This is a genomic window from Acinetobacter sp. 1294596, from assembly GCF_000582925.1.
GTDB lineage: Bacteria > Pseudomonadota > Gammaproteobacteria > Pseudomonadales > Moraxellaceae > Acinetobacter > Acinetobacter radioresistens.
Genome location: NZ_JFCC01000011.1, coordinates 55,163 through 77,496 on the forward strand (window position 1 = coordinate 55,163; position 22,334 = coordinate 77,496).

Below are 22,334 nucleotides of genomic sequence, written 5' to 3' on the forward strand. Positions count from 1 at the left end.
ATATGACTGGCATAACAACAATGGAACACTGATCTTTGCTGGCAATATATTCTCTTAATTAGTTTTCAGTATTGTTAAAGCGAATACAGCTTTTTGCCAAGAACAGAACAACTGTATTTACAAAATTTTTATTCGCATATTTATTTTAAGATCGCGTTATCATATTTTGAATGTCTTAAAATAAAAGCCATCTTGTGACCACAACAAAACTTGACTATCTTAGACACAAACCTTTCGCAGCCTGGATGCGTTTATGCTGACACATTTAACACTGATCAATTTTGCGCTTGCTGACCATCTAGCCCTTGATATTGAACAAGGTTTTAACGTACTCACAGGTGAGACCGGTGCTGGTAAATCCTTATTACTTGATGCGCTTTCTGCCTGCCTCGGTGAACGTACCGATACCAACTATGTTCGTTATGGCACAGACAAAGCCGACATTACTGCCGTCTTCAGCTACCAGCCAGATAGCCCTGAAGCAGGGTGGCTCAGTGCGCATGAGTTAAATGATGAATCAGGTGAAATACATTTACGCCGGGTAATTTTTGCTACAGGCCGCAGTAAAGCCTGGATCAATGGCCGCCCGAGCAGCCTATCTGAACTGAAAGAAATTGGACGTCTTCTGGTTCAGCTTTATAGCCAGCATAGTCAGCAGCAGCTTCTGGAACCACCTTATCCACGCAAGTGGCTAGACCGCTACAGTAATTTTTATAATGAGGCCCAGCAAGTACGTGATGCATATAGCCAGTGGCAGAAGAATATTCGCCAGCATCAGGCTGCGCTTGAAGCACAGGCTAGCCGATTACAGCGGATCAGTACGCTGGAGCTACAGCTTGAAGAACTTGAAGATATAGTTGCTATTCACTATAAAGAAATAGAGCAGGAATTTGACCGTCTCAGCCATCATGAACATATTATGCAGGACTGCGCTTACAGCCTGAATGTACTCGATGAAGCGGAATCCAATCTTTCTCAGGAGCTCTCTTCGGTAATTCGCCGGCTGGAAACACATGCTGGGCGTAGTGAACAGCTGTCCAGTATTTATAATGCATTATTAAATGCGCAAAGTGAACTAGATGAAGGAACAGCGCAGCTACGCCAGTTTATTGACCGGCAGAGCTTTGATCCAGAACGTATGGAAGAGCTGAATACCCAGCTTGAAATTTTTCATCGTTTGGCCCGTAAGTATAGAATCCAGCCAGAGCAGCTAAAAGAAGAATATGAACTCTGGCAGCAGGAATTGGAAAAACTGCAACAGCTCGAAGACCCAGAAATGCTGGCCGAACAGGTTGAATGCGCTCATCAGGACTTTTTGCAGAAGGCTGAGCATCTGGACCAGATTCGACGTGAAGCCGCGATACCACTCGCCAAACAGCTGACTGAACAGGTAAAACCACTGGCCCTGCCCGAAGCTTATTTTGAATTCCGTTTTGATGCACTGGAACAGCCTACTGCAGAAGGCCTGAGCTTTATCCAGCTACTGTTTACCGCCAATAAAGGTATACCGGCCCAACCACTGGCACGGGTAGCTTCAGGAGGTGAGCTGTCACGTATTGCACTGGTAATGCAGGTGATGAATGCCGAGAAAACTGAAGCTGAGGTTCTGGTGTTTGATGAAATCGATGTCGGGATCAGCGGCGGTACTGCCGAGATTGTAGGACGACTGCTTGGCGGGCTGGCACAGCATGTACAAATTCTGTGTATTACCCATCAGGCCCAAGTGGCGGCTCAATCTGACCAGCATCTTCTGGTAAAGAAACTGCAGACTGATCCGGCCAGCAGTACCATCATTGAACTGGATGAAGATGAAAGGATTCAGGAACTGGCCCGTATGACAGGTGGCGTTGAAATTAGTAACACCACCTTGCAGCATGCCAGACAGTTGCGTCAGCTTAAATTCCAGCAGGCTTAATAGATAATATCTTTTAGCAATCAGCAGCCAGTTTGAGCTCTTGATTTTTATGAAATTGCCACAACTATCTTCAAGCAGCAGCTTTTATATTCTAGTCTGTCCCCATTCTACAAGCCTTGAATAGACAGTATTTAAGGCTACATCTGACCAATAAGTTTCTGCTTTTTTGCTGAAAGGCACAGATGCTTACGTGCAGAGGATTGTATTCTCGACAGTAGTCACTTATAAGTGAAGAGACCATACTCTGTAATTTTATTGAAATTTATCTTTTTGCCTCAATTTTTGTCCAGACAAAACTTTATGCTGACAATTTAGGAGAACAGCTTAGGTGACCAAACAATATTTGACGCATCGTTGTCTTATCGCTCCTCCAGAAATTGCCGATGATTTCTTTGCTCATACGGTCATCTATCTGGCTCGACATGATGAAGACGGCGCACAAGGGATTATTATCAACCGACCTGCTGGCATTCAGATCAAAGAATTGTTGAATGACCTGGAAATTGATGCAGATAATGTCCAACCTCATGATGTGCTTCAGGGCGGTCCATTGCGTCCGGAGGCAGGTTTCGTTTTACATACCGGTCAACCCGTCTGGCATTCGTCTATTGCTATTGGTGAAAACGTTTGTATCACCACCAGTAAAGATATTCTGGATGCAATTGCACACAATGAAGGAGTGGACCGTTACCAGATAGCGCTGGGTTATGCCAGTTGGAGCAAAAATCAACTTGAAGAAGAGATTGCACGCGGTGACTGGCTCATCTGTGATGCAGATATGGACCTGATTTTTAATCTGCCTTACGATGACCGCTGGGATGCTGCCTATAAAAAAATGGGCCTAGACCGTACCTGGCTAGCTTCCGAGATTGGTCATGCCTGATGCCTCTCATCCGGGCCTGATTATGGCTTTTGACTTTGGCACTCAGAAAATGGGCATGGCTATCGGACAGGCAGCTATTCAGAGTGCTAATCCCTTGACGCTCTTCCCGATGAAGGATGGGATCCCGAATTGGGAACATTTGCTGAAGATTGTCAAAGAATGGCAACCGGATCTGTTTCTGGTCGGTTTACCCTTAAACATGGATGAGAGTGAGTCAGAACTTTCTGCCCGTGCCCGCAAGTTTGCACGGCGACTGCGTCATCAGACCAACATTGAAACCCTGATGGTGGATGAGCGTCTAACGACTCGCGAAGCCCGTAGTGAACTGAGTCAGTATCAGGCTCAGGGTGGGAACCGTAAACTTGCGGCTGACAGTATTGCAGCTGCCCTGCTGATTGAAAGCTGGTATCGGGAACCAGATGGTCTTAAGCCCTGATATTTTATCTTCTATAAAAAAAGAAAAGTAATACTCTTCTTTTTAATGATTTTTGCCAAGACCGGTTAAATATGATCTTTGGCTTCAATAATTCGTACTGTTGCAGTACGGCCTGATACCAGGGTTAACCGGTTTTCTGGCAATTTATCAATCATGATTTTGACCGGTACCCGCTGTGCCAGACGCACCCAGCTAAATGTAGGGTTGACGTTGGCCAGCAGGTTAGAACTGTTGCCACGCTCACGGTCCTCAATTCCTGTTGCTATACCCTGCACATGACCATAAATCTTTTTCGAATCTCCCATGAGCTGTACTGTGGCTTTATCTCCCACATGTATTCTGTCAAGTTTGGTCTCTTCAAAATAACCGACCACATAGAGCTGCTGGCGGTCGACCAAGGCAGCCACTGCCTGTCCAGATTTCACGTAATTACCAGGACGCATATCGAAATTGGATAAAGTGCCGTCTGCCGGTGCAATAACTGCTGAGCGGTGCAGGTTGAGTTCAGCCAGATGTACTTGGCTGGTGGCAGCTTCAATTAATGCTTTCTGCTGGCGGATAGTAGCCTGCGCCTGCTGAATAGCAGCCTGCATCTGTTCATGTTCGGCACGCGCCTGGTCACGCACTGCGAACATCTGGTCCTGTTCCTGCTTGGAAATTGCACCATTCATTAGGCTGGCATAACGCTGTGCATTTTTCTCTGCCAGCCGGATATTGGCTTGAGACTTGATTGAGTTGGCATGTGACTGGGCTAGAGCAGCTTCAGCTTCGGCCAGCCCTGCCTTGGCTTTAGCCAGATCAGATTTAGCCTGTTCAACATCCAGCGCCTGACGGGCGACATCTATTTTAAACAAGACCTGACCTTTTTTTACCGTCTGGTTATCTTGTACCAGAACTTCTGTGACCAGCCCGGAAACATCTGAAGAAACCTGCATCACATCACCCTTCACCCGACCGTCACGGGTCCAGGGTGCAGCATTATAGTAGTTCCATAAATGTATAATGGCATAGAGAGCAACTGCCGCCACCAGCAGCAGAGATAAGGGACGAAGCAGCTTGCGCGCATCAAATGAGTTCATCACGGTCAACCTATCACCAGAGAAAATCAAGCAGAAAAATAAAGAAAGAGCCAGTGGATACAGAGCAGCAGCACTAGATACCAGCAAAGATGAAATATGCCTGGCCACATAATCCAGCCATTTGTAACCCAGCGATGGGTAAATACATCTGTAAGCTTGAGTAATCCGTAAGCCAAAATCGCCTGTATCAGCAGAATCGGAACATAAAGTCCATAAATATTGACTTCACCCATCTCACGCTCCTGCCATATTAAAATGTAGTTGTGTATTGCTCATCCCGATATGGCAAATACTGCACTGGATATTGTTCAGTGAAATTAGCAGTCGAAGTCGCAGCTCATTATCTTTAACATTTGTGGCAAGTAAACGTAACTCTTTGATCTGCCGTACAAGTTCAGTGGATGGTACAGCGTTCCACAGGTCTACCTGTTCACGTAGTTCAAAATAGTGCTCGAGCTGCTGGCCCAGCTGTTCAATCTGTTTCACCAGCAGCTCATGATCAGATAATTGACCTGCCAGTTCCTGCAGCCGGCTTAAATCGACAATCGCACTACATTCAACCAGTGCTGCATTAATCGAAGAACGAATCTCAGATGACTGAACCATTTTGGTATTCAGTACACCGATTCGGTCGAGCATACTTCTAAGATGAATCCTGAACTGGGTACCATAAGGCAATACAAGTGCTTGGCGCATGGCTTTACTATGCAGGGCCAGTATTCGTGTTGCGCTGGTTTCTGGTGACATGGCACGTACAAAATAGATCACAATCAGTGAGACCAGTACACCCAGAATCATGGCAAAAGAGCTGTCAAAATAGGTCACTGCATCCATACTGTAAGAATTACGCAGATTTAGCCCCATCATGGTATTAATACCCAGTACCATTCCTACTGGCATCAGAGAAGGATTGACCATCATGGATACAGAAAACAGGAACATAGGCAAAAGCACCAGTGCCAGCTCCCAAAACGCCGTAATATGTGGAAAAATACCAAAGGCATATACAAACACCAGCCCAGCCGAAACCAGACTGCCCCAGATAAAGATACGTAGCACGGGTACCGGGTTATCAAGTGCTGTCAAAATACATGCTGTTACTGCCCCCATCTGTGCCATCATGAAGCCCATGCGCCAGCCAGAAAGGATCCAGAGCGCACAAACGATCAGTGTAATCAGAAAAGCGCTGACTCCTCCGCGCACTGCCACGCCATAATCACGATGTAAACTCGGATAAGTTGTAGTAATTGGAGTAATACTCTCAGGGATATTTTTCTCACCTGCCTGAATCAGCCCCCACAATAATTTAACCGTCCGGATATTATGAATAAAATGCCGGATGTCCATTTTTATACTGCTTAAAACGATATATTGTTCAGGGTTAACATCTCGCAGCAATTCATTGAAGTCAGCCTCGAACTCTGCAGGCAATTCAGTCAGTTGGCTCTCGGCTACAGGCTGCTTTTGATTTAGAAAATTCAGCACATGCTGCTGAAGTTTTTCCAGATACTCAGATTTTTTAAAATCAAGTTGATGAAGCTGTTCGCGCTTTTCCGACATGGCGACCAGATTGGCAATTACCATGGACATTTGATGCAGCATTTCCTGCAACTGTTTGGTCATGCCCTGCAATTCACCCTTCTCGTAAGACAAGTGCACAGCAAGTGCATGAATATCACTACTGTCACGGGTTATTCCAGCCAGCAGTTCGCTATAGTTCTGGTCTGGATGCGGATTTTTCAATAAATTACTAAACAGGTTTTCAGTATCATTCAGAAGTTTAGTGACACGCTGCCTGATGACCGAGCCAATATGTATCGGTAAAACTGTCGCTGAGACCACAGCATGGGCAATCACCCCGATTGAAATTTCTAGTACCCGAGCCAAAGCCAGATCAAAGATGTTATAGCTGTCTATATAGCCAATCGCATTACATACGATCATGGCAGTAGAATAACCGGCCAGCATAAATACATAACTGCGCGGTGTACGGTCCAAAAGAGAAATATAAAGTGCAAAACCGACCCATAGCGCCAGTACAATAGAAAATAGCCACGGTGTATTGATCAGGGGTGGAGTCAATAGCAATGCGATTATCGCCCCGGCAACCGTTCCGATGAGCCGGTATACACATTTGGAAGAGACCATGCCTGAGAATGGACTGGCAATAATCATCACTGTACCAATTGACCACATCGGGTTAATCAGATCCAGACGAAAAGATACAAATAGAGCCAGCATGCCGGCAATAAAAGTTTTAAGCGCAAAAGTCAGTTCCATCCGGCCCGGACGAAAGGCCAAGATTTGTTTAAATAGCATGTGGTATCTCGAAAATAGAAATCCGTTTTAAGGCGTACTTCCAAGTCAACATCAACTTACCTAGACCTGCCAAATATCGCACATAGCAGGACCCTAGCTTTTAAGCCCTGATATAGATATTGCAGCAGTCAACACATCTCCGTTTTAAAAGCAGGATCAATGTTCAGGTAAGTTTTCTTTCAGACGAAAGAAAAGGAGAGAATAAACAGCACTTATTTTAATCTTGATAGTTTCTAAATAAGATACTTAATGTGAGTATTTTTTCAAATAAACACGAAATAGTCAATAAAGTATCTTATTATGATAATAAATAAATTATTTTGATTACTAGTCATTCCTTAAGCTTACTTTAATAGGCCAAGTTTTCCAGCCTGAAAATATATTCACCAGTCTCTACAATTTGTTATAAAGGTAATAGCTCATCATTAAGATTTTGGACAACAGTAGGTATACATGGCACTTTCTAGTTTTGGCAAGATTCTGACGGTTCTTGATTTATTTTCAGTTTCACGGCCTGTCATCAATGTTGACATTATCTGTGAGGAACTCGGCCTGTCCAAACCGACCAGTTATCGTTACCTCAAGGAACTGGTTTCTTCAGACATTTTGCAGCGTATTAGTGGCACATCAGGTGATTATACGCTGGGTTCAAAAATTGCTGTACTGGACTATATTTCACGTACAACTGATCCTGTAGTACAGGCCAGCAGTCCGTTTATGAGTGAAATTGCAGAACGCACCGAATTGTGCTGTCTGCTTACTCACCTTAATCAGGATTACTGCATTGATGTGCATCATGAGGTTTTCCGTAATACCGACTTGCTGTCCTATGGTCGCGGTTGTCCACGTCCGGTGTACGTTGGGTCTTCTCCCAAGGTTATCTTGGCACATCTGCCAAAACAGCGTCTCCATAATTATTATGAACGCTTTGCTACCCAGCTCTCTGAAGTCGGATTTGCGCAGGACCTGGAAAGCTTTATGCAACAGATGAAAAAAATTAAAAAACAGGGCTATTATTTTTCTCAGGGCGAGCTCGACCCACGGGTATCCGGTTTGTCTGTACCCATCCGGTTTTCTTCTAAAGAAGCGCCTATGGCATTAACTGTACTGGCTTCAAGAAGCCGCTTTGAGTTTATTAACGTCAGTAAACTGATTGAGACATTGAAGGAAAATGCTGCACAAATCGAGAAGAAATTTTCTGTTATTTCAGAAGAAGGGAACTGATCTATTAAGTAATAATCTATACGATAATTTACATAAATTACTCGAAGAGATTTCTTGTAATTTTAAATAAATTCTCATATTATGATTTTGTTCTTCAGTAATTGCCAAAAATGTTCCATGACATTACTGTTCTGTTTTTTCGAAAACAGCTCCTCTGAATAAAACAGCCCATGTCCTCCACACATGGGCTGTTTTATTTTATTGTCTCTGCTGGTCTGCCCTGTTTTTTAGCCCTCTGGCCAGAAATACCGAAATGTAAGATTAATACGGGGTTCCTGTACCCGAGTGCTTTTCATTAACGCATGTTTCCAGAAATGCTGGGTTTCATCGCGCATTAACAGCAATTGTCCATGCTGTAATAAGACCTCTATCTTGTCATTTTGGGTTTTATGCCTAAAACAGAATTTACGGGTTGCCCCCAGACTGACTGAAGCAATCACCGGATTTTGACCTAGAGTTTTTTCATCATCACTATGCCAGCCCATGCCTTGACTGCCATCTTGGTACAAATTGGCCAGACATGAGTTAAACTGTTGGCCCGTCAATTTTTCAATATACTGTTTCAGTTTCCAGAGTCTGTCATCCCATATATGTCCTTTTCGTGTCATACCTGAATAATGGTATTCAAATTTTTCATCACCATACCAGGCGATCATACGGCTGGTTCGTATATGCTTGCCATAAAGGATAACTTCATCATGCTGCCAGGCCAGCTGTTGTAGAAAATATTGCAGATAGGCTGTTGCGTCTGTCTCGGTCAGTATCTGACCATAATCTTTAACAGAGCCGTCATAAGGCAGCAAATTTGATCGGGGCTGGGCCGCAAAGAGCTCAAGGTTCATTACTGCTCCGGTCAGATCAGGACAATACTTATTTTAAACATGGTTTTATCACTTTGCTCAATTCACAAATTGTCACAGAGCGGTGGGTTGAGCCGGTATATTTAAATCCTTAGACTGAATTTAGAACTTAAGAACAAGAACGACCTGCATGAATTTATGGCATTTATTTAAAAAGATCTCCCCTTTTGTCAGGCCGTACCGCCTGCTGGTTATGGCAACACTGGGCTTGACGCTAATCGGTGCATTTACGGCCCAGGTCAATGCACTGACCTTGCAGTATGCTGTCGACAGTATTAACCGTCTGGTCGAAGCTGGTCAGGGACTGAATGCAGGCTGGCATATTCTGGTTACCATTAGTGTAATTCTGCTGGGGAAGGAAATTATTAGTGCACTGGTTTCCTTTGGCCAAAAATTTTATGGTGAAAAACTTAGAATTCTGGTGTCACAAGACTTGGCCCAAGGCATTATTGAAAAATTTTTGACCTATCGGCTGGCCTTTTTTAACCAGGAAAATAATCAGGCAGGCAAATTACAGACACGAATTGACCGCGGAATCGGGTCTTTGACCCGACTGGTACAGATTTTTTTTATTGATATCTTGCCTCTATTTACCAGTGCAATTGTCGCGCTTGGTCTCATGTTTTATGCCAATGTCTGGGTAGGACTTGTGGCCCTGTGTATCGTGCCGGTATATTTCTGGCTAACCTACAAACAAGCCCAGAAGCTGGGAGGATGGCGGCGCAACCTGCGCGATGGAAGAGAAAAAAAGAGTCAGGGCATTTTGAGTATTATTAACTCAATTACCGTAATTAAATCTTTTAATCGCGAGTCGATAGAAGCAGAGAAACAGCTCAAGCTACAAAAAGAACTGACCCAAAACCAGATGCGTACCCGTCAGACCAGCTTTTTGTTTGATGGCATGAAAACCTTTATTGAACAGATCGGTATTGTTCTGATCATTATTCTGACTGCGTATTTTGTTCTGTCCGGCCAGATGAGTATAGGGATGATCATGTATCACGTACTACTCTTCAATAACGTTTCTGCCCCTATTCGCTCGTTGCACCGTATTTATGATGAAGTTAATGATGCCATGATTTATTCAGAGAGTTTTTTCCAGATTCTGGAGGCTGATGATGAAATTGAATCAAGCGGTACACGCAAGCCGGTTATTCAGGGCCAGTTCGAGCTAGAAAATGTCGATTTTTATTATCCAAATGGACATCATGCTCTCAAGAATATAAATATGCAGATTCAACCCAACCGTATTACTGCACTGGTAGGCCTGTCTGGTGCCGGAAAATCCACTCTTATCAGTCTGCTGGATAAATTTTATCTTCCAGCCTCAGGTAAACTCTACCTCGACGGAGTTCCAATTGAAGAGATTGATACGGCCTATCTGCGTGACCATATTGGTCTAGTGCTGCAAAAAAACCACATTTTTCAGGGTTCAATTCTTGAAAATATTCGTTATGGTAAGACTGATGCATCGCTGGATGAAGTCATCGAAGCGGCACGGAAAGCATCTATCCATGAGCAGATCATGCAGTTGCAACATAGCTATGAGACGGATGCCCTGATGCTTTCTGGTGGTCAGCAGCAGCGCATTGCTTTGGCACGGATGTTCCTTAAAGATCCACCGATTATTTTTCTGGATGAGCCCACTGCAAGTCTGGACGCGATTGCTTCCGAGCAGATCAAGCAGAGCCTAGACAAGATCAAGCAGGGACGGACGGTTATCATTATTTCACATAGCCTGTCACAAATCATTGACGCCGACTATACGTATGTCATGAAAGAGGGACGAATCGTCGAGCACGGCGAACATGATGCACTTTATCATCAGGACGGAGTTTATAAGGAAATTTTCAATGCCATGGCGAAAAGCCTAAATATTGAAAAAATTGCCAAGACTTTTGGTGAAGAGGCTGAGGAAGAAACTCACAGTTAAGGCCTGTATTGACTTAAAGAAAGTTATAAAAAATCCCCTGTATCATGGGGATTTTTTATAGGGCCACTGTTAAGGCTGCTTTAAATAAGGCCAGGCGGCCTTTAGATAAATAAACATTGACCATAAGGTTAAAAGCACTGCGGTATAAAGCAGTGCATAAGCAATTAATTCAAGCGGCGGCCAGTTCAGCAGAAATACAGAAATCGCAATCATCTGAAATGCTGTTTTATACTTACCCACCGTAGAAACAGCTACGCTGGTCCGAGCTCCCAGTTCTGCCATCCATTCACGTAAGGCGGAAACTGTAATCTCACGAGAAATAATGACAATCGCAGCAAAGGCCATTGAAATTGTCGGTTGCCATTGCACCAGCACAATCAGTGCCGCTGCAACCATCAGTTTATCTGCCACAGGGTCAAGAAAGCGCCCAAAGGCTGAGGTCTGATTCAAGGTTCGGGCCAGATAGCCATCGAACCAGTCGGTTACTGCCGCAAGTATAAAAATTGCAGTCAAAATAATATGCCGGGTCATACTGCTTTCATGCCCACTTACCTGCATTGCAGGTGGCCAGTAAACCACCAGCAAAAATACCGGGATCAATCCGATACGTGCCAAAGTCAAGATGTTCGGAATATTCAGGATACGACCTGTAGTCATAGACACCGCCAGTGTTTCCCCCTACCACATGATCATGTAATAGAAAATTTTGAGGATTTATCCATTTTTAGTAGGGTCACTTTATACGAAATGATATTTAGTGTCACTAGGCAAACACTGTTACAGTCTGCCGGGAAATCGCAATCAGGCGATTTTGGGCATCCCAGATATGGGCATATTCGGTTGAATAGCCGTCCCCTGCAAAATCTGTAAAAGCTTTATATTTAAACCAGTCATGCAACTCATGCTGGACCGGATGTACCAAAGTGATATGCCACGTCAAGGAACTGGCAGGAGCCACCTGTTTAAAGAGCGGTATCACAGCAGGTGGCCAGATATCCATCAAGGTCAACAAATGAGCCAGCTCAAGTTCACTATTATCATGAAATTCGGGCTTAAACCGGAACCAGCCACCAAAGTCCGGAGTCTTGCTGCCACTACAGGGTAACTGCCCTTCGGCCCAGCACAGTTCAAACTGCTGATAGCACGGTGGCAAGAAGCCCTCCCGATAAGGCAAACAGTTTAATTGTTCAGGCAACGGATAGTCAGGAGCATGACGCTCCTGATGGACTTCAATTGCAGATGGGCGCTCAGCACCAAAGCTGGCCAGCAGAATACTTTGGACTTCATCATTCTGCCATAACCTTACCTCTACCGTCGTTACGGATTTACCTTCACGTAACACCTCAGCGGTGATTCTGGCACGACTCTCCTGTACCGGGCCAACAAAGGTCACACTAGTGCTTAACAGCCGTTTTTGCGGATCATTGACAGTCGCTACAGCCTTGTGCATCAGGATTCCCGCTACCAGTCCGCCATAAATGGTCCGGCCCTGTAACCAGCCTGCTGGAATATCAATCTCTTCTGAAACTGTCACAGCCTGAAAAAGTTGTTTTAATGACATCCCTTGCCTCAATTATTCTTGTGCTCGGGCCATCATGACAAGTTTTTTAAGTGCTGTGAATGGCTGCTGACTCGGGAGTCATCCTCTACTTTGGTAATTTTTGCCTATTATTCATGCAGTATTTTATAAATCGTTCGAGCCAGTGCCGGACCCAAACCGGGAACTACCATTAACTCTTTTTCTGAAGCCTTCAGTACACCTTGAATCCCACCAAAATGGGTAAGCAGGTCACGCCGGCGCTTCGGACCAAGACCCGGTATGGCTTCCAGAACCGAACCTGCACGGCGTTTGTCCCGCTTGGCACGGTGCCGGGTTATAGCAAAACGGTGTGCCTCATCACGTACCTGCTGAATCAGATGCAATGCTTATGGTCTTCAGCGAGCTGAATCTTGCGGCCATCCGTAAAGTGCAGGGTTTCTAGTCCCGGTTTACGTCCTTCACCTTTAGAAACACCTACCATGAAAGCATCCAGACCCAAGTCTTGCATGACTTCCATTGCCATATGTAACTGGCCTTTACCGCCGTCAATCAGCAGCAAGTCTGGTAACAGACTTTTTTTATAACGCCGGGTCAGAGCTTGCCGCATGGCTGCGTAATCGTCTCCCCCGGTGATATCCTGAATGGCAAACTGCCGATAGTCACGTTTACGTGCTCCTCCCTGATCAAATACAACACATGAGGCAATCGGTGCTTCACCCATAGTATGCGAAATGTCAAAACACTCAATTCGGTCAATTGGCCGGCCCATGACCTGCTCTAGCTGGTGAAAGCGTTCATGCAGTTCAAGATGGTTGCTCAGCTGCCCCTTAATGGCATGCTGCACGTTCATGACTGCAAGCTCCTGCCATTCGGCACGGGTTTCCCGTACTTTATGCTTGATCTGTACTTTCTTGCCAAATTCAGTCTGAATAGCCTGTTCAAGTTCCTGCGTGTTAGGTAAGGCTACATTTACAATCAGCTCAGCCGGAACCTCATCAGCTACCTGAAAATAAAAGTTAGCCATAAAGTCACTAAGCATCTGTCCTAGGTCATCACTTTGCATGTCGGGAAAATAGCTTTTACCCCCTAACATCCGGCCATTACGCACATGCATAATCTGGACACAGGTTACTCCGGCCTGATAGGCAATTGCCAGAATATCGGCTTCACCCTTGACCTTATAAACTGCCTGCTGGGCCTGTACTTCGCGCAACAGTCCCAGACGGTCCCGATAAAATACGGCCTTTTCAAATTCGAGCTTTTCTGCGGCCTCTTCCATTTTGGCAATCAGTTCCTGATTCAGCTCTTTGGTATCACCTTGCAGAAAGCGAATGGTATTCTTTACATCTTCCTGATAATCCTCAGGACTTACCAATCCGACGCAAGGTGCAGAACAACGCTTAATCTGATATTGCAGACACGGCCGTTTGCGCTGGGCAAAATAGCTGTTTTCACACTGGCGTACATTAAACAGCTTTTCCAGTACGACTAAGGTGTCACGAGCACTATATGCACTGGGATAGGGTCCAAAAAACTTGCCAACCTGATGCTTGCCCTTGCCCCGGCCACTGGCTACCCGTGGATAAGGCTTATCACTCGACACAAAAATATAGACATAAGATTTATCATCACGCAGCATGATATTGTACGGCGGACGGTGCAGCTTGATCAGGTTTTGTTCAAGTAATAAGGCTTCTGTTTCAGACCGGGTGATTAGAGTCTGAATATCATAAATACGTGCTACCAGTGCCTGAGTTTTGGGATGCTCGATAGTTTTAACAAAATAGCTCGACACACGATTTTTTAAATTCTTGGCTTTTCCTACATATAAGAGTTCACCATCTTTACCCAACATACGGTATACCCCGGGTAAAGTGGTCATGTTTGCCAGAATTTTTTCTATATGTTCGCGTGCATTTTCGTTCACATGGGGCCTATATTGACAAGATCTTGCTCTTCACATGATGTGATGCTTTTACTGGCTTTTTCAAGCATCTTCACAATTTTCAAAGAAATTCACTAGCCTTTAACATCAAACTCATTACGTATAGATATATTATTTGAAAAATCAAATTTTGCTGGTTATTTAAGAAAACACCTGTGAAGAAATATTAATCCCTGATCTTGCTAGCCGGTTTTGTTTACACTTAAAAAATTGTATACTAGTTATCAAGTAATGGTCTGAATAATTTAAATTTATTTAATTTTCAGAAATATCAATTATAGAACAGGAAACTGTATTAAACAGAGTAAAATAGCTTATGACTTATAGCAATATGTTCATTATTCTTGGTTCAAAACACCTTTAAAAGTGCACATTCTATTTTTATCAAAATTGATCTATCTGTTTTGATGTCCATGCTGCTAAGTTATGCCTGATTTATCAAAGCATTCAAATATAAAAATGCCCCGCAGGGCATTAAATTTTTAAGTAATATACGGCCGGATAAAAATCAGGAAGAAAATACCCAACATCAAAAACCATTTTAAAACGTAATAAAGTTGGCGGTTAGTCTTTTTCAACGCTTTAGCCTTAAGCCTAATCTGGTAGACATAAGCAAACAATTTATTTAAACCGCCTGTCTGGTCGCCAGCCTCATTCGGCGAGCTGGCTGCAGTCATCACTTTTTTACCAAACCAATGATTAAAATTTTGCATCAAACGTGTCTTTAATGGACGCTCTACATCGCAAAACAGAATAATCCGGTTTTCATCTGTCTTGTTCTCTGCATAATGGATATAGGTTTCGTCAAAAACCACGCTCTCCCCGTCCCGCCATGAGTAACGTTGGCCATCTACATCAATAAAGCAGCGATCATCATTAGGTGTCAATAAACCCAGATGATAGCGTAATGAACCAGCATAGGGGTCGCGATGTCGAACTAACCGGCTATCTGGCGCCAGCTCAGTAAACATGGCAGCTTTAATGGTCGGTAATGTTTTTAATAGGGCCGTGGTTTTTGGACAGAGTTCTGCTGCAGACGGATGGCTAGAATCATACCATTTCAGGTAAAAACGTTTCCATCCAGTCTTAAAGAACGAATTAAAACCCAGGTCGTTATAACTGCTGGCTGCCTTGATCCCGCCCTGCTGGTACAAGGCTCTGGCCTCATCCCGAATCATTTCCCAATGCTCGTCCAAGGTTTGCAAATCCTTAAAATGCTGGGTAGCAATATAAGGCTGGTTAGGTACCTTGGAAAACAGGTACATTAAAAAATTAATCGGTGCGAGAAGCGTTGAATGGTCAAAAAATTGACGATAGAACGAATGACGCACTTTACCGCGATTTTGGATATACAACGCTGAAATCACAAAAATCGCCAATACGATCCATTTAATCATATAGCTACTCTGCAACATAAAAAGAGAGAGATTAGAGCTGCTCGACAGGTCAATGGCTCTGTAAATGGCGGCGATTTTATCAAATGTTGATAAAAAAGACGATAAAGGGTAGCCAAAATAGAACTCTATCTAATGATGTATTATCAATAACAACTTCTAAACATAACAATTCCAGTGCATTCAGAAATTTTAAAATTGAATTTAACAGGTTACTAAAACATAACCTGAGTATTTAAACTGCCTATTACGGTAGATATTCTCTTATTTTCTATAAATAGTTTACATCAACTGATTAAAATAATAATTATTATAATTAATGACTTATTTCAAATAATCTATCAAAGATTTACTTATTGGAATCACAACCAGAATATTGTCCTTTAAAATTGATGACCCTTGCGTCACGGCTTGATACAACTTGTTATGTTCTTTTTGGATATAGTTATCGTAAGATTAGCGGAGCATCGATGTGTGCGGGAAATGTACACACGCTTCATTACATCAACTTAGAAGTCCTCCAAAATAAAGGAGATCAGGGCATGATCCACGCTGGCAATGCCATTACCGTCCAAATGCTTGAGGACGGGATTGCAGAATTCCGCTTTGACTTACAAGGTGAGTCGGTTAACAAATTCAACCGTGCAACGATTGAAGATTTCAAGGCTGCGATTGACGCCGTATCCGCTGCTGATATTCAGGGTTTAATCGTTACTTCAGGCAAATCTACATTTATCGTTGGTGCTGATATCACTGAATTCGGTGATAACTTTGCACAAGGTGAGCAGGCAATTGTTGATTGGGCGATGCCTGTCCATGAAATTTTTAACAGCTTTGAAGACCTGGACATTCCTAAAGTGGCTGCTATTAATGGCATGGCACTAGGTGGTGGTTTTGAAATGTGTCTGGTCTGTGACTACCGTGTCATGTCAGAGCAGGCACAGGTGGGCTTACCTGAAATCAAGCTGGGGATCTTCCCGGGTTTTGGCGGTACAGTTCGTTTAAGTCGTGTTATTGGTATTGATAACGCTGTTGAATGGATGGCAACTGCTGCACCGAAAAAACCGGCTGCTGCACTAAAAGACGGTGCTGTTGATGCTGTTGTGTCAGCTGATAAGCTCAAAGATGCTGCAGTTGATCTGGTTAAGCAGGCTATTCATGGCCGTTTGGACTGGAAAACCAAGCGTCAGGAAAAGCTGGACCCTGTAAAATTGAGTCCACTTGAGCAAATGATGGCGTTTAATACAGCCAAGGGTGCGGTACTGGCTAAAGCTAATCCGGCTCAATATCCTGCTCCAAAACTACTATTGGATTCTTTGCAGGCAGGTGCAAGCTTACATCGTGACGAAGCTTTGAAAGCTGAAGCTGAAGGTTTTGCCAAAGCAGCTATTACTCCGCAAGCAGGAGCACTCATTGGTCTGTTCTTAAATGACCAGGTTGTGAAAAAAGCTTCTAAACAGCATGAAAAAGGTGCACATCCTGTAAATCAGGCAGCTGTTCTGGGTGCGGGGATCATGGGTGGCGGTATTGCTTACCAAGCGGCAAGCAAAGGTACACCAATTATCATGAAAGATATTGGTAACCCGCAACTGGCCTTGGGTATGTCTGAGGCAAACAAACTGCTGACCAAGCAGGTTGAACGCAAGAAAATGAAACCTGCGCAAATGGGTGAAACCCTGGCACGTATCCGCCCGACTTTAAGCTATGAAGAGTTTAAAGAAGTAGATATTGTGATTGAAGCAGTCACTGAAAACCCAAGAATTAAAGAAGCGGTTCTGGCAGATACTGAAAAATCGGTACGTGAAAATACAATTATTGCATCCAATACTTCTACAATTTCGATCACGCGCTTGGCAAAAGCCTTACAGCGTCCGGAAAACTTTGTTGGCATGCACTTCTTTAACCCGGTACACATGATGCCACTGGTTGAAGTCATCCGGGGTGAAAAGACATCTGAAGAAGCAATCGCAACAACAGTAGTTCTCGCCCAGAAAATGGGTAAAACGCCAATTGTTGTTAACGACTGTCCGGGCTTCCTGGTTAACCGTGTATTATTCCCTTACTTCGGTGCATTTGATCTGTTACTTAAAGATGGCGCTGACTTCCAGCAAATCGATAAAGTCATGGAAAAATTTGGCTGGCCGATGGGTCCTGCCTACCTGATGGATGTTGTAGGTATCGATACCGGCGTACATGGTGCAGAAGTCATGGCTGAAGGTTTCCCTGACCGTATGAAGCCAGATTACAAAGGTTCTATCCAGACCATGTATGAAGCAAAACGCCTGGGTCAGAAAAATGATGTCGGTTTCTACAAATATGAGCTCGACCGTAAAGGTAAGAAAGCCAAAACTGTTGACCCGACTGCCTATGATGTCATTGCTCCAGTAATATCAGGTGAAAAACGTGAATTTGATCCTCAGGAAATCATTGACCGCATGATGCTGGCTTTCTGTAATGAAACAGTTCGTTGCCTTGAAGACAACATTGTGGCTACTCCTGCTGAAGCAGACATGGCGATGATCATGGGTGTAGGTTTCCCTCCATTCCGTGGTGGCCCATGCCGTTACATTGATCAGACCGGTGTTGCTGAATATGTAGCGCTTTGCGATAAATATGCACACCTAGGTAAAGCTTATGAAGCGCCACAAATGTTGCGTGACATGGCAGCTAACAATAAAAAATTCTACGGTTAAGGAGTGACGTGAATGGCTACTTTAAATCCACGTGACGTTGTGATTGTTGATGGTGTACGTACAGCCATGGGCAAATCGAAAAACGGTATGTTCCGCAATGTACGTGCCGACACCATGTCTGCTGAACTTATCCGTGCACTAATGGTACGTAACGAATTCGACCCGAATGAAGTTGAAGACGTGATCTGGGGCTGTGTAAACCAGACCCTTGAACAAGGTATGAACATTGCCCGTAATATTGCTTTGCTGGCGGACCTTCCAAAAACTGTTGCCGGTCAAACCGTTAACCGTCTGTGTGGTTCTTCCATGCAGGCCATTCATACAGCAGCTGCACAGATTGCAACCAACCAGGGTGATATTTTTATCATCGGTGGTGTAGAGCATATGGGCCATGTAGGTATGATGCACGGTATCGACCTGAACCCGGCTGCTTCTAAGCATTATGCTAAAGCATCTAACATGATGGGTCTGACTGCTGAAATGCTGGGCCGTATGAACGGTATTACCCGTGAAGAACAGGATGCCTTTGGTGTGGAATCACACCGTCGTGCTTGGGCTGCGACTGAAAATGGTCTGTTCCAGAACGAGATTGTGGGTATTGAAGGTCATAATGCTGACGGTTATAAAGTATTGTGTGATATCGATGAAGTAATTCGTCCGGATGCCAATATTGAATCTTTCCGTGCTTTACGCCCAGTATTCGACCCTAAAGGCGGTACAGTCACTGCTGCAACCTCTTCTGCATTGTCTGATGGCGCATCTGCCATGTTACTGATGTCTGCTGAACGAGCTCAGTCTCTCGGCCTGAAACCACGTGCCGTAATTCGCTCTATGGCAGTTGCAGGCTGTGATGCTGCGATCATGGGTTATGGCCCGGTTCCAGCAACCCAGAAAGCACTAAAACGTGCTGGTCTCTCGATTGCTGACATGCAAACAGTTGAGCTAAATGAAGCATTTGCCGCACAAGGTCTGTCTGTACTGAAAGGTTTAGGCCTTTATGACAAACAAGACATCGTAAACTTAAGTGGTGGCGCAATTGCGTTAGGACATCCACTGGGCTGTTCTGGTGCGCGTATTACCACTTCTCTACTGAACATTATGGAACAGCAAGATACACAAATCGGTCTTGCTACCATGTGTATCGGTTTAGGTCAGGGTATTGCTACCATTATCGAACGTGTTTAATTCTTAAAATACTAAACTTAAAGAAACCCTGCTCAATGCAGGGTTTTTTACAATTTTTTGAATAAAAAACTTGGCTCTGCAACAAAAAATAATCAATATCAATACTCAATGTGACGAATAATAACTTATTGCACATTCTTCTTTCACAATTAATCTTATATTTCTCAAATGAAAAAAATTTTATTCAGCTTAAGCTGTGCCGTAGTACTTACAGGTTGTAATACTATGGCGATTAAACCCGAAACACGTAGCGCTTTAGACCGTCAACAAAATGAGCTCCGACAATCTTCTGTAGCAATTTTAACTGATAGCTGTTTATCGCGTGCAGAGTTAGGGACTTCTCACATTATTGGTCAAGAAAGTGCTCAACTGGCCCTAGGCTTTAATGAGGCTCTTGCCCAGCAATTAAAAGAAGTTTCGGTTAATACAACTGTGAAATCAGCACCCTTCATTTGCGGTTTTATGCCAAAGAAACAGATAATAGGGTATGACATCCGTTTACATCCAAAGGATAAACGGCAGGAAATTAATCAGTTTCCTGTGCTTAACGCTTTAAATCACACTACGCCCAATCTATCTCAACAAGACATCCTCTTACGTCTGTTCGAAAAATTGAATAAAACCACTGTTTCACCCAACCAGAATACTTTTCAACCAGTCAATCTAGATTTATCTGCCGAAGATTTAAGTACGCTTAAAACCTTTACTCAGGCAGATAAAATGATTGTTGTGAATATTTCCGGAGCTCAGCCGTCTTTCGGGCGTAAATTCTCACAAGCGACCTTGAGTGCAGGCGTATCACTGGCAACCATAGGAGCAGGCGCTGGACTAATTTATTATTCAATGCCGGTTGAAGGTCAACGTTATTCTTTAAATCTGATAGATCTCAGTAAAAATCAGATAGTGTGGCATCAACAAAATAACTTTGCTGGAAAACTTTATAAAGTAGAGCAAGTGGACTTTGTTGCGCCTAATTTCCTGGATCCTCTTTTCCCTGCTACAGTCGCGAAAAAATAAATCGCCTTTTATTTTGACCCTAAAAAAGAATCATCCCTGAACACTACAGGGATGATTCGAGCTAGAAACAACATGATTTCGAGGCTCTTAAGCTATAGTTCTTGCTTCAGGGCTTCGACATTTTTCTGTTCAATCTTTTCGATTTCAGCATTAAGCTGTAATACTTCCTGATATAAAGTGTTGAACTGTTTTACCTGCTCATCTTCATAAAACAGAATTGTTTCACCTTGCTTGACCCATTTGTACTTTTTCAGCATTTCAAACATGGCTTCTGCTTTTTCTAGAATTTGTAGTTCTAACTGAAAAATTGCCTGATCTTCGTCACTTTTCTGGCTACGTTCGAGCTTGGTGAGCATAGCTTTACGCAAATCAGTACGAATGGGTAACTGCTCTACTTTTTCTAAAGTCTGCTGTTTAATCTGGCTGGTCTGCTGCTGATACTGCTGCGAAATCTTGCGAACCTGCGCCAGCATTTGCTCAGTTTCCTTATAATTCTGTTTCCGGTCTTTATCGAGCCGGTCTACATCCAAAAAATCAACCCAGTCAGATTTCTCCAGTTCCCGTAAATAACGGTTACGTGCCTCTGCACTATTTACCCAATAACTGAGCAAAGTATCAGCCATGAGCTGGTAATCTCCAGACAAACGCTGGTCTTTCGTTTGTAGATGTATAGGGGTGGTCCAATCTTGAGCCTGAAGATACAGCTGCTGCATTTTTTCAGTCATCACTGTTTCAAACTGCTGTGCCTGTACCTCATCCTGACGCTGTGCTGAGTACTGATAAAATAATAGAGCAAATACCGCAAAGGTCACTACACCTAAAATCATGAATATACGTGGCATATTTAGCTCCAGTGACCGCTTCATTTTTATACTAACCTGAATCAGAACACAGCACTGTTTGACTTTTATGACTAAAAACAGTTCCTTATATTTTAAAAAATGAAGGAATCCGGGCTGACTTGCATTTTATTACAGCCTCTCTCTTTAAAAGCACTCATGTCGCCCTTATCATTTGAAATGAAGCATAGAAAAGAGAAACAGCATGCGTGTAGATATCTGGTCAGATGTAGTCTGTCCTTTCTGCTATATCGGAAAGAAACGTTTAGAGTCGGCAGCTGAACAGGCAGGAGTCGAACTTGAAGTCTATTGGCATAGCTATGAGCTTGATCCAGAAGCACCAGTCAAGCATGAACAGTCCAATACAGAGCGTCTGGCCCAGAAATACGGGCGTACAGTTGAAGAAATGGAAGAAATGCAGCAAAAAATTGCTGCTATGGCCGCAGAAGAAGGAATTGAATTTAACTGGAAACAGGCCAACTCAGGTAACACCTTTGATGCTCACAGTATTATCCATCTGGCCCAGAGTAAAGGTTTAGGCAATCAGGCTGAAGAAGCATTTTTCTATACTTATATGACACAGGGCTTAGCCATTGGCGAGCGCGAAACAGTAGAAGATGTGGCAGCGCGGATCGGGTTAGATGCAGCGGAAGTCGAATATGTACTAGATACTGATACCTTCGCAGATTTTGTGCAGCATGATGAGAAGCTGGCTCGTGAACAGCTTAAAGTTACGGGGGTTCCTTTTTTTGTGTTTGACCAGCGTATTGCTCTGGCAGGTGCACAGCCACGTGATGTGTTCATACAAGTTTTTGACCAGGTTTTAAAGACACAGCAGGAAACAAGTATAAATCAGCCAGAAGATGGCGTAGTTTGTACCGATGAGAACTGTGAGATACCTGACCAAAAATAATTTTATTAATAAATCCCCACAAGCTGGGGATTTTTATATAAAAGTTTATAGATTTAATTTATTTTACTGACTTTTAAAAATAAATTATTAAAAATACTTAAGATATTTATAATATTTAATAATTTTTATTTTCTAATGTGGATTAAAATCTAATAATAA

General features: G+C 43.5%; 17 protein-coding genes and 1 pseudogene. 9 read left to right on the forward strand and 9 right to left on the reverse strand.

Features of this window, described 5'->3' with window-relative positions; genetic code table 11:
• Positions 1-253 precede the first annotated feature (253 nt).
• From recN to ruvX, 3 genes are all read left to right on the forward strand, one after another.
• Positions 254-1,915, forward strand: coding sequence for a DNA repair protein RecN (gene recN, locus J502_RS06445; protein WP_034683448.1), 1,662 nt, complete (start codon positions 254-256; stop codon positions 1,913-1,915).
• 328 nt (positions 1,916-2,243) lie between these two features.
• A complete protein-coding gene (locus J502_RS06450; RefSeq protein WP_005017002.1) occupies positions 2,244-2,798 on the forward strand; it encodes a YqgE/AlgH family protein in 555 nt (184 codons plus the stop codon).
• Positions 2,791-3,234: a Holliday junction resolvase RuvX gene (gene ruvX, locus J502_RS06455; RefSeq protein WP_005017006.1), complete on the forward strand. Its 444-nt coding sequence runs from the start codon at positions 2,791-2,793 to the stop codon at positions 3,232-3,234. The genes J502_RS06450 and ruvX overlap by 8 nt, the downstream gene beginning before the upstream one ends.
• A gap of 65 nt (positions 3,235-3,299) precedes the next feature.
• Here ruvX and J502_RS06460 read toward each other — a convergent pair whose 3' ends face one another.
• The 3 genes from J502_RS06460 to J502_RS06470 are packed head-to-tail and all read right to left on the reverse strand — an operon-like array spanning position 3,300 to position 6,632.
• Positions 3,300-4,313, reverse strand: a complete 1,014-nt coding sequence (locus J502_RS06460; protein ID WP_005405136.1) for an HlyD family secretion protein — start codon at positions 4,311-4,313, stop codon at positions 3,300-3,302.
• Positions 4,314-4,339: 26 nt separating this feature from the next.
• The gene (locus J502_RS06465) at positions 4,340-4,546 is read right to left on the reverse strand and encodes a DUF1656 domain-containing protein (protein WP_005017009.1); all 207 of its coding nucleotides are present in this window, start codon (positions 4,544-4,546) and stop codon (positions 4,340-4,342) included.
• Position 4,547: 1 nt separating this feature from the next.
• Positions 4,548-6,632 carry an FUSC family protein gene (locus J502_RS06470; protein WP_034683449.1) on the reverse strand — a complete coding sequence of 695 codons (2,085 nt, stop codon included), beginning with the start codon at positions 6,630-6,632 and terminating at the stop codon, positions 4,548-4,550.
• A 453-nt stretch (positions 6,633-7,085) separates the two neighbouring features.
• On the opposite strand from J502_RS06470, the gene J502_RS06475 reads away from it, so the two are divergent.
• Complete coding sequence (locus J502_RS06475; protein WP_005404539.1) at positions 7,086-7,856, forward strand: IclR family transcriptional regulator; 771 nt, start codon at positions 7,086-7,088, stop codon at positions 7,854-7,856.
• 227 nt (positions 7,857-8,083) lie between these two features.
• On the opposite strand, the gene J502_RS06480 is transcribed toward J502_RS06475, so the two are convergent.
• Positions 8,084-8,698, reverse strand: a complete 615-nt coding sequence (locus J502_RS06480; protein ID WP_034683451.1) for an alpha-ketoglutarate-dependent dioxygenase AlkB family protein — start codon at positions 8,696-8,698, stop codon at positions 8,084-8,086.
• Between the two features lie 148 nt (positions 8,699-8,846).
• Between J502_RS06480 and J502_RS06485 the strand changes: the two genes are divergently transcribed.
• Positions 8,847-10,649 carry an ABC transporter ATP-binding protein gene (locus J502_RS06485; protein ID WP_034683452.1) on the forward strand — a complete coding sequence of 601 codons (1,803 nt, stop codon included), beginning with the start codon at positions 8,847-8,849 and terminating at the stop codon, positions 10,647-10,649.
• 69 nt (positions 10,650-10,718) lie between these two features.
• Here the strand turns inward: J502_RS06485 and pgsA are convergent, their stop codons facing one another.
• The 4 genes and pseudogenes from pgsA to lpxO all read right to left on the reverse strand — a co-directional run bounded on the left by pgsA (position 10,719) and on the right by lpxO (position 15,531).
• Positions 10,719-11,306, reverse strand: coding sequence for a CDP-diacylglycerol--glycerol-3-phosphate 3-phosphatidyltransferase (pgsA, locus tag J502_RS06490; RefSeq protein WP_034683454.1), 588 nt, complete (start codon positions 11,304-11,306; stop codon positions 10,719-10,721).
• A 106-nt stretch (positions 11,307-11,412) separates the two neighbouring features.
• Positions 11,413-12,210 (reverse strand): acyl-CoA thioesterase, encoded by a 798-nt coding sequence (locus tag J502_RS06495; protein ID WP_034680169.1) that lies wholly within the window; start codon positions 12,208-12,210, stop codon positions 11,413-11,415.
• Positions 12,211-12,317: 107 nt separating this feature from the next.
• Positions 12,318-14,116 (reverse strand): annotated as a pseudogene (gene uvrC / locus J502_RS06500) (excinuclease ABC subunit UvrC).
• A 500-nt stretch (positions 14,117-14,616) separates the two neighbouring features.
• A complete protein-coding gene (lpxO, locus tag J502_RS06505) occupies positions 14,617-15,531 on the reverse strand; it encodes a lipid A hydroxylase LpxO (protein WP_005023047.1) in 915 nt (304 codons plus the stop codon).
• 539 nt (positions 15,532-16,070) lie between these two features.
• On the opposite strand from lpxO, the gene fadB reads away from it, so the two are divergent.
• The 3 genes from fadB (at position 16,071) to J502_RS06520 (ending at position 20,423) form a co-directional block, all read left to right on the forward strand.
• The gene (fadB, locus tag J502_RS06510; protein WP_034683456.1) at positions 16,071-18,221 is read left to right on the forward strand and encodes a fatty acid oxidation complex subunit alpha FadB; all 2,151 of its coding nucleotides are present in this window, start codon (positions 16,071-16,073) and stop codon (positions 18,219-18,221) included.
• A gap of 12 nt (positions 18,222-18,233) precedes the next feature.
• On the forward strand, positions 18,234-19,406 hold the full coding sequence (gene fadA / locus J502_RS06515) for an acetyl-CoA C-acyltransferase FadA (RefSeq protein WP_005017032.1): 1,173 nt from the start codon (positions 18,234-18,236) through the stop codon (positions 19,404-19,406).
• 168 nt (positions 19,407-19,574) lie between these two features.
• Complete coding sequence (locus J502_RS06520; RefSeq protein WP_373866265.1) at positions 19,575-20,423, forward strand: lipoprotein; 849 nt, start codon at positions 19,575-19,577, stop codon at positions 20,421-20,423.
• A gap of 92 nt (positions 20,424-20,515) precedes the next feature.
• Here the strand turns inward: J502_RS06520 and J502_RS06525 are convergent, their stop codons facing one another.
• On the reverse strand, positions 20,516-21,265 hold the full coding sequence (locus J502_RS06525) for a hypothetical protein (RefSeq protein ID WP_034683459.1): 750 nt from the start codon (positions 21,263-21,265) through the stop codon (positions 20,516-20,518).
• Positions 21,266-21,467: 202 nt separating this feature from the next.
• Here J502_RS06525 and J502_RS06530 point away from each other — a divergent pair, with 202 nt between their 5' ends.
• Positions 21,468-22,175 carry a DsbA family oxidoreductase gene (locus J502_RS06530; protein ID WP_034683460.1) on the forward strand — a complete coding sequence of 236 codons (708 nt, stop codon included), beginning with the start codon at positions 21,468-21,470 and terminating at the stop codon, positions 22,173-22,175.
• Positions 22,176-22,334: the final 159 nt, after the last annotated feature.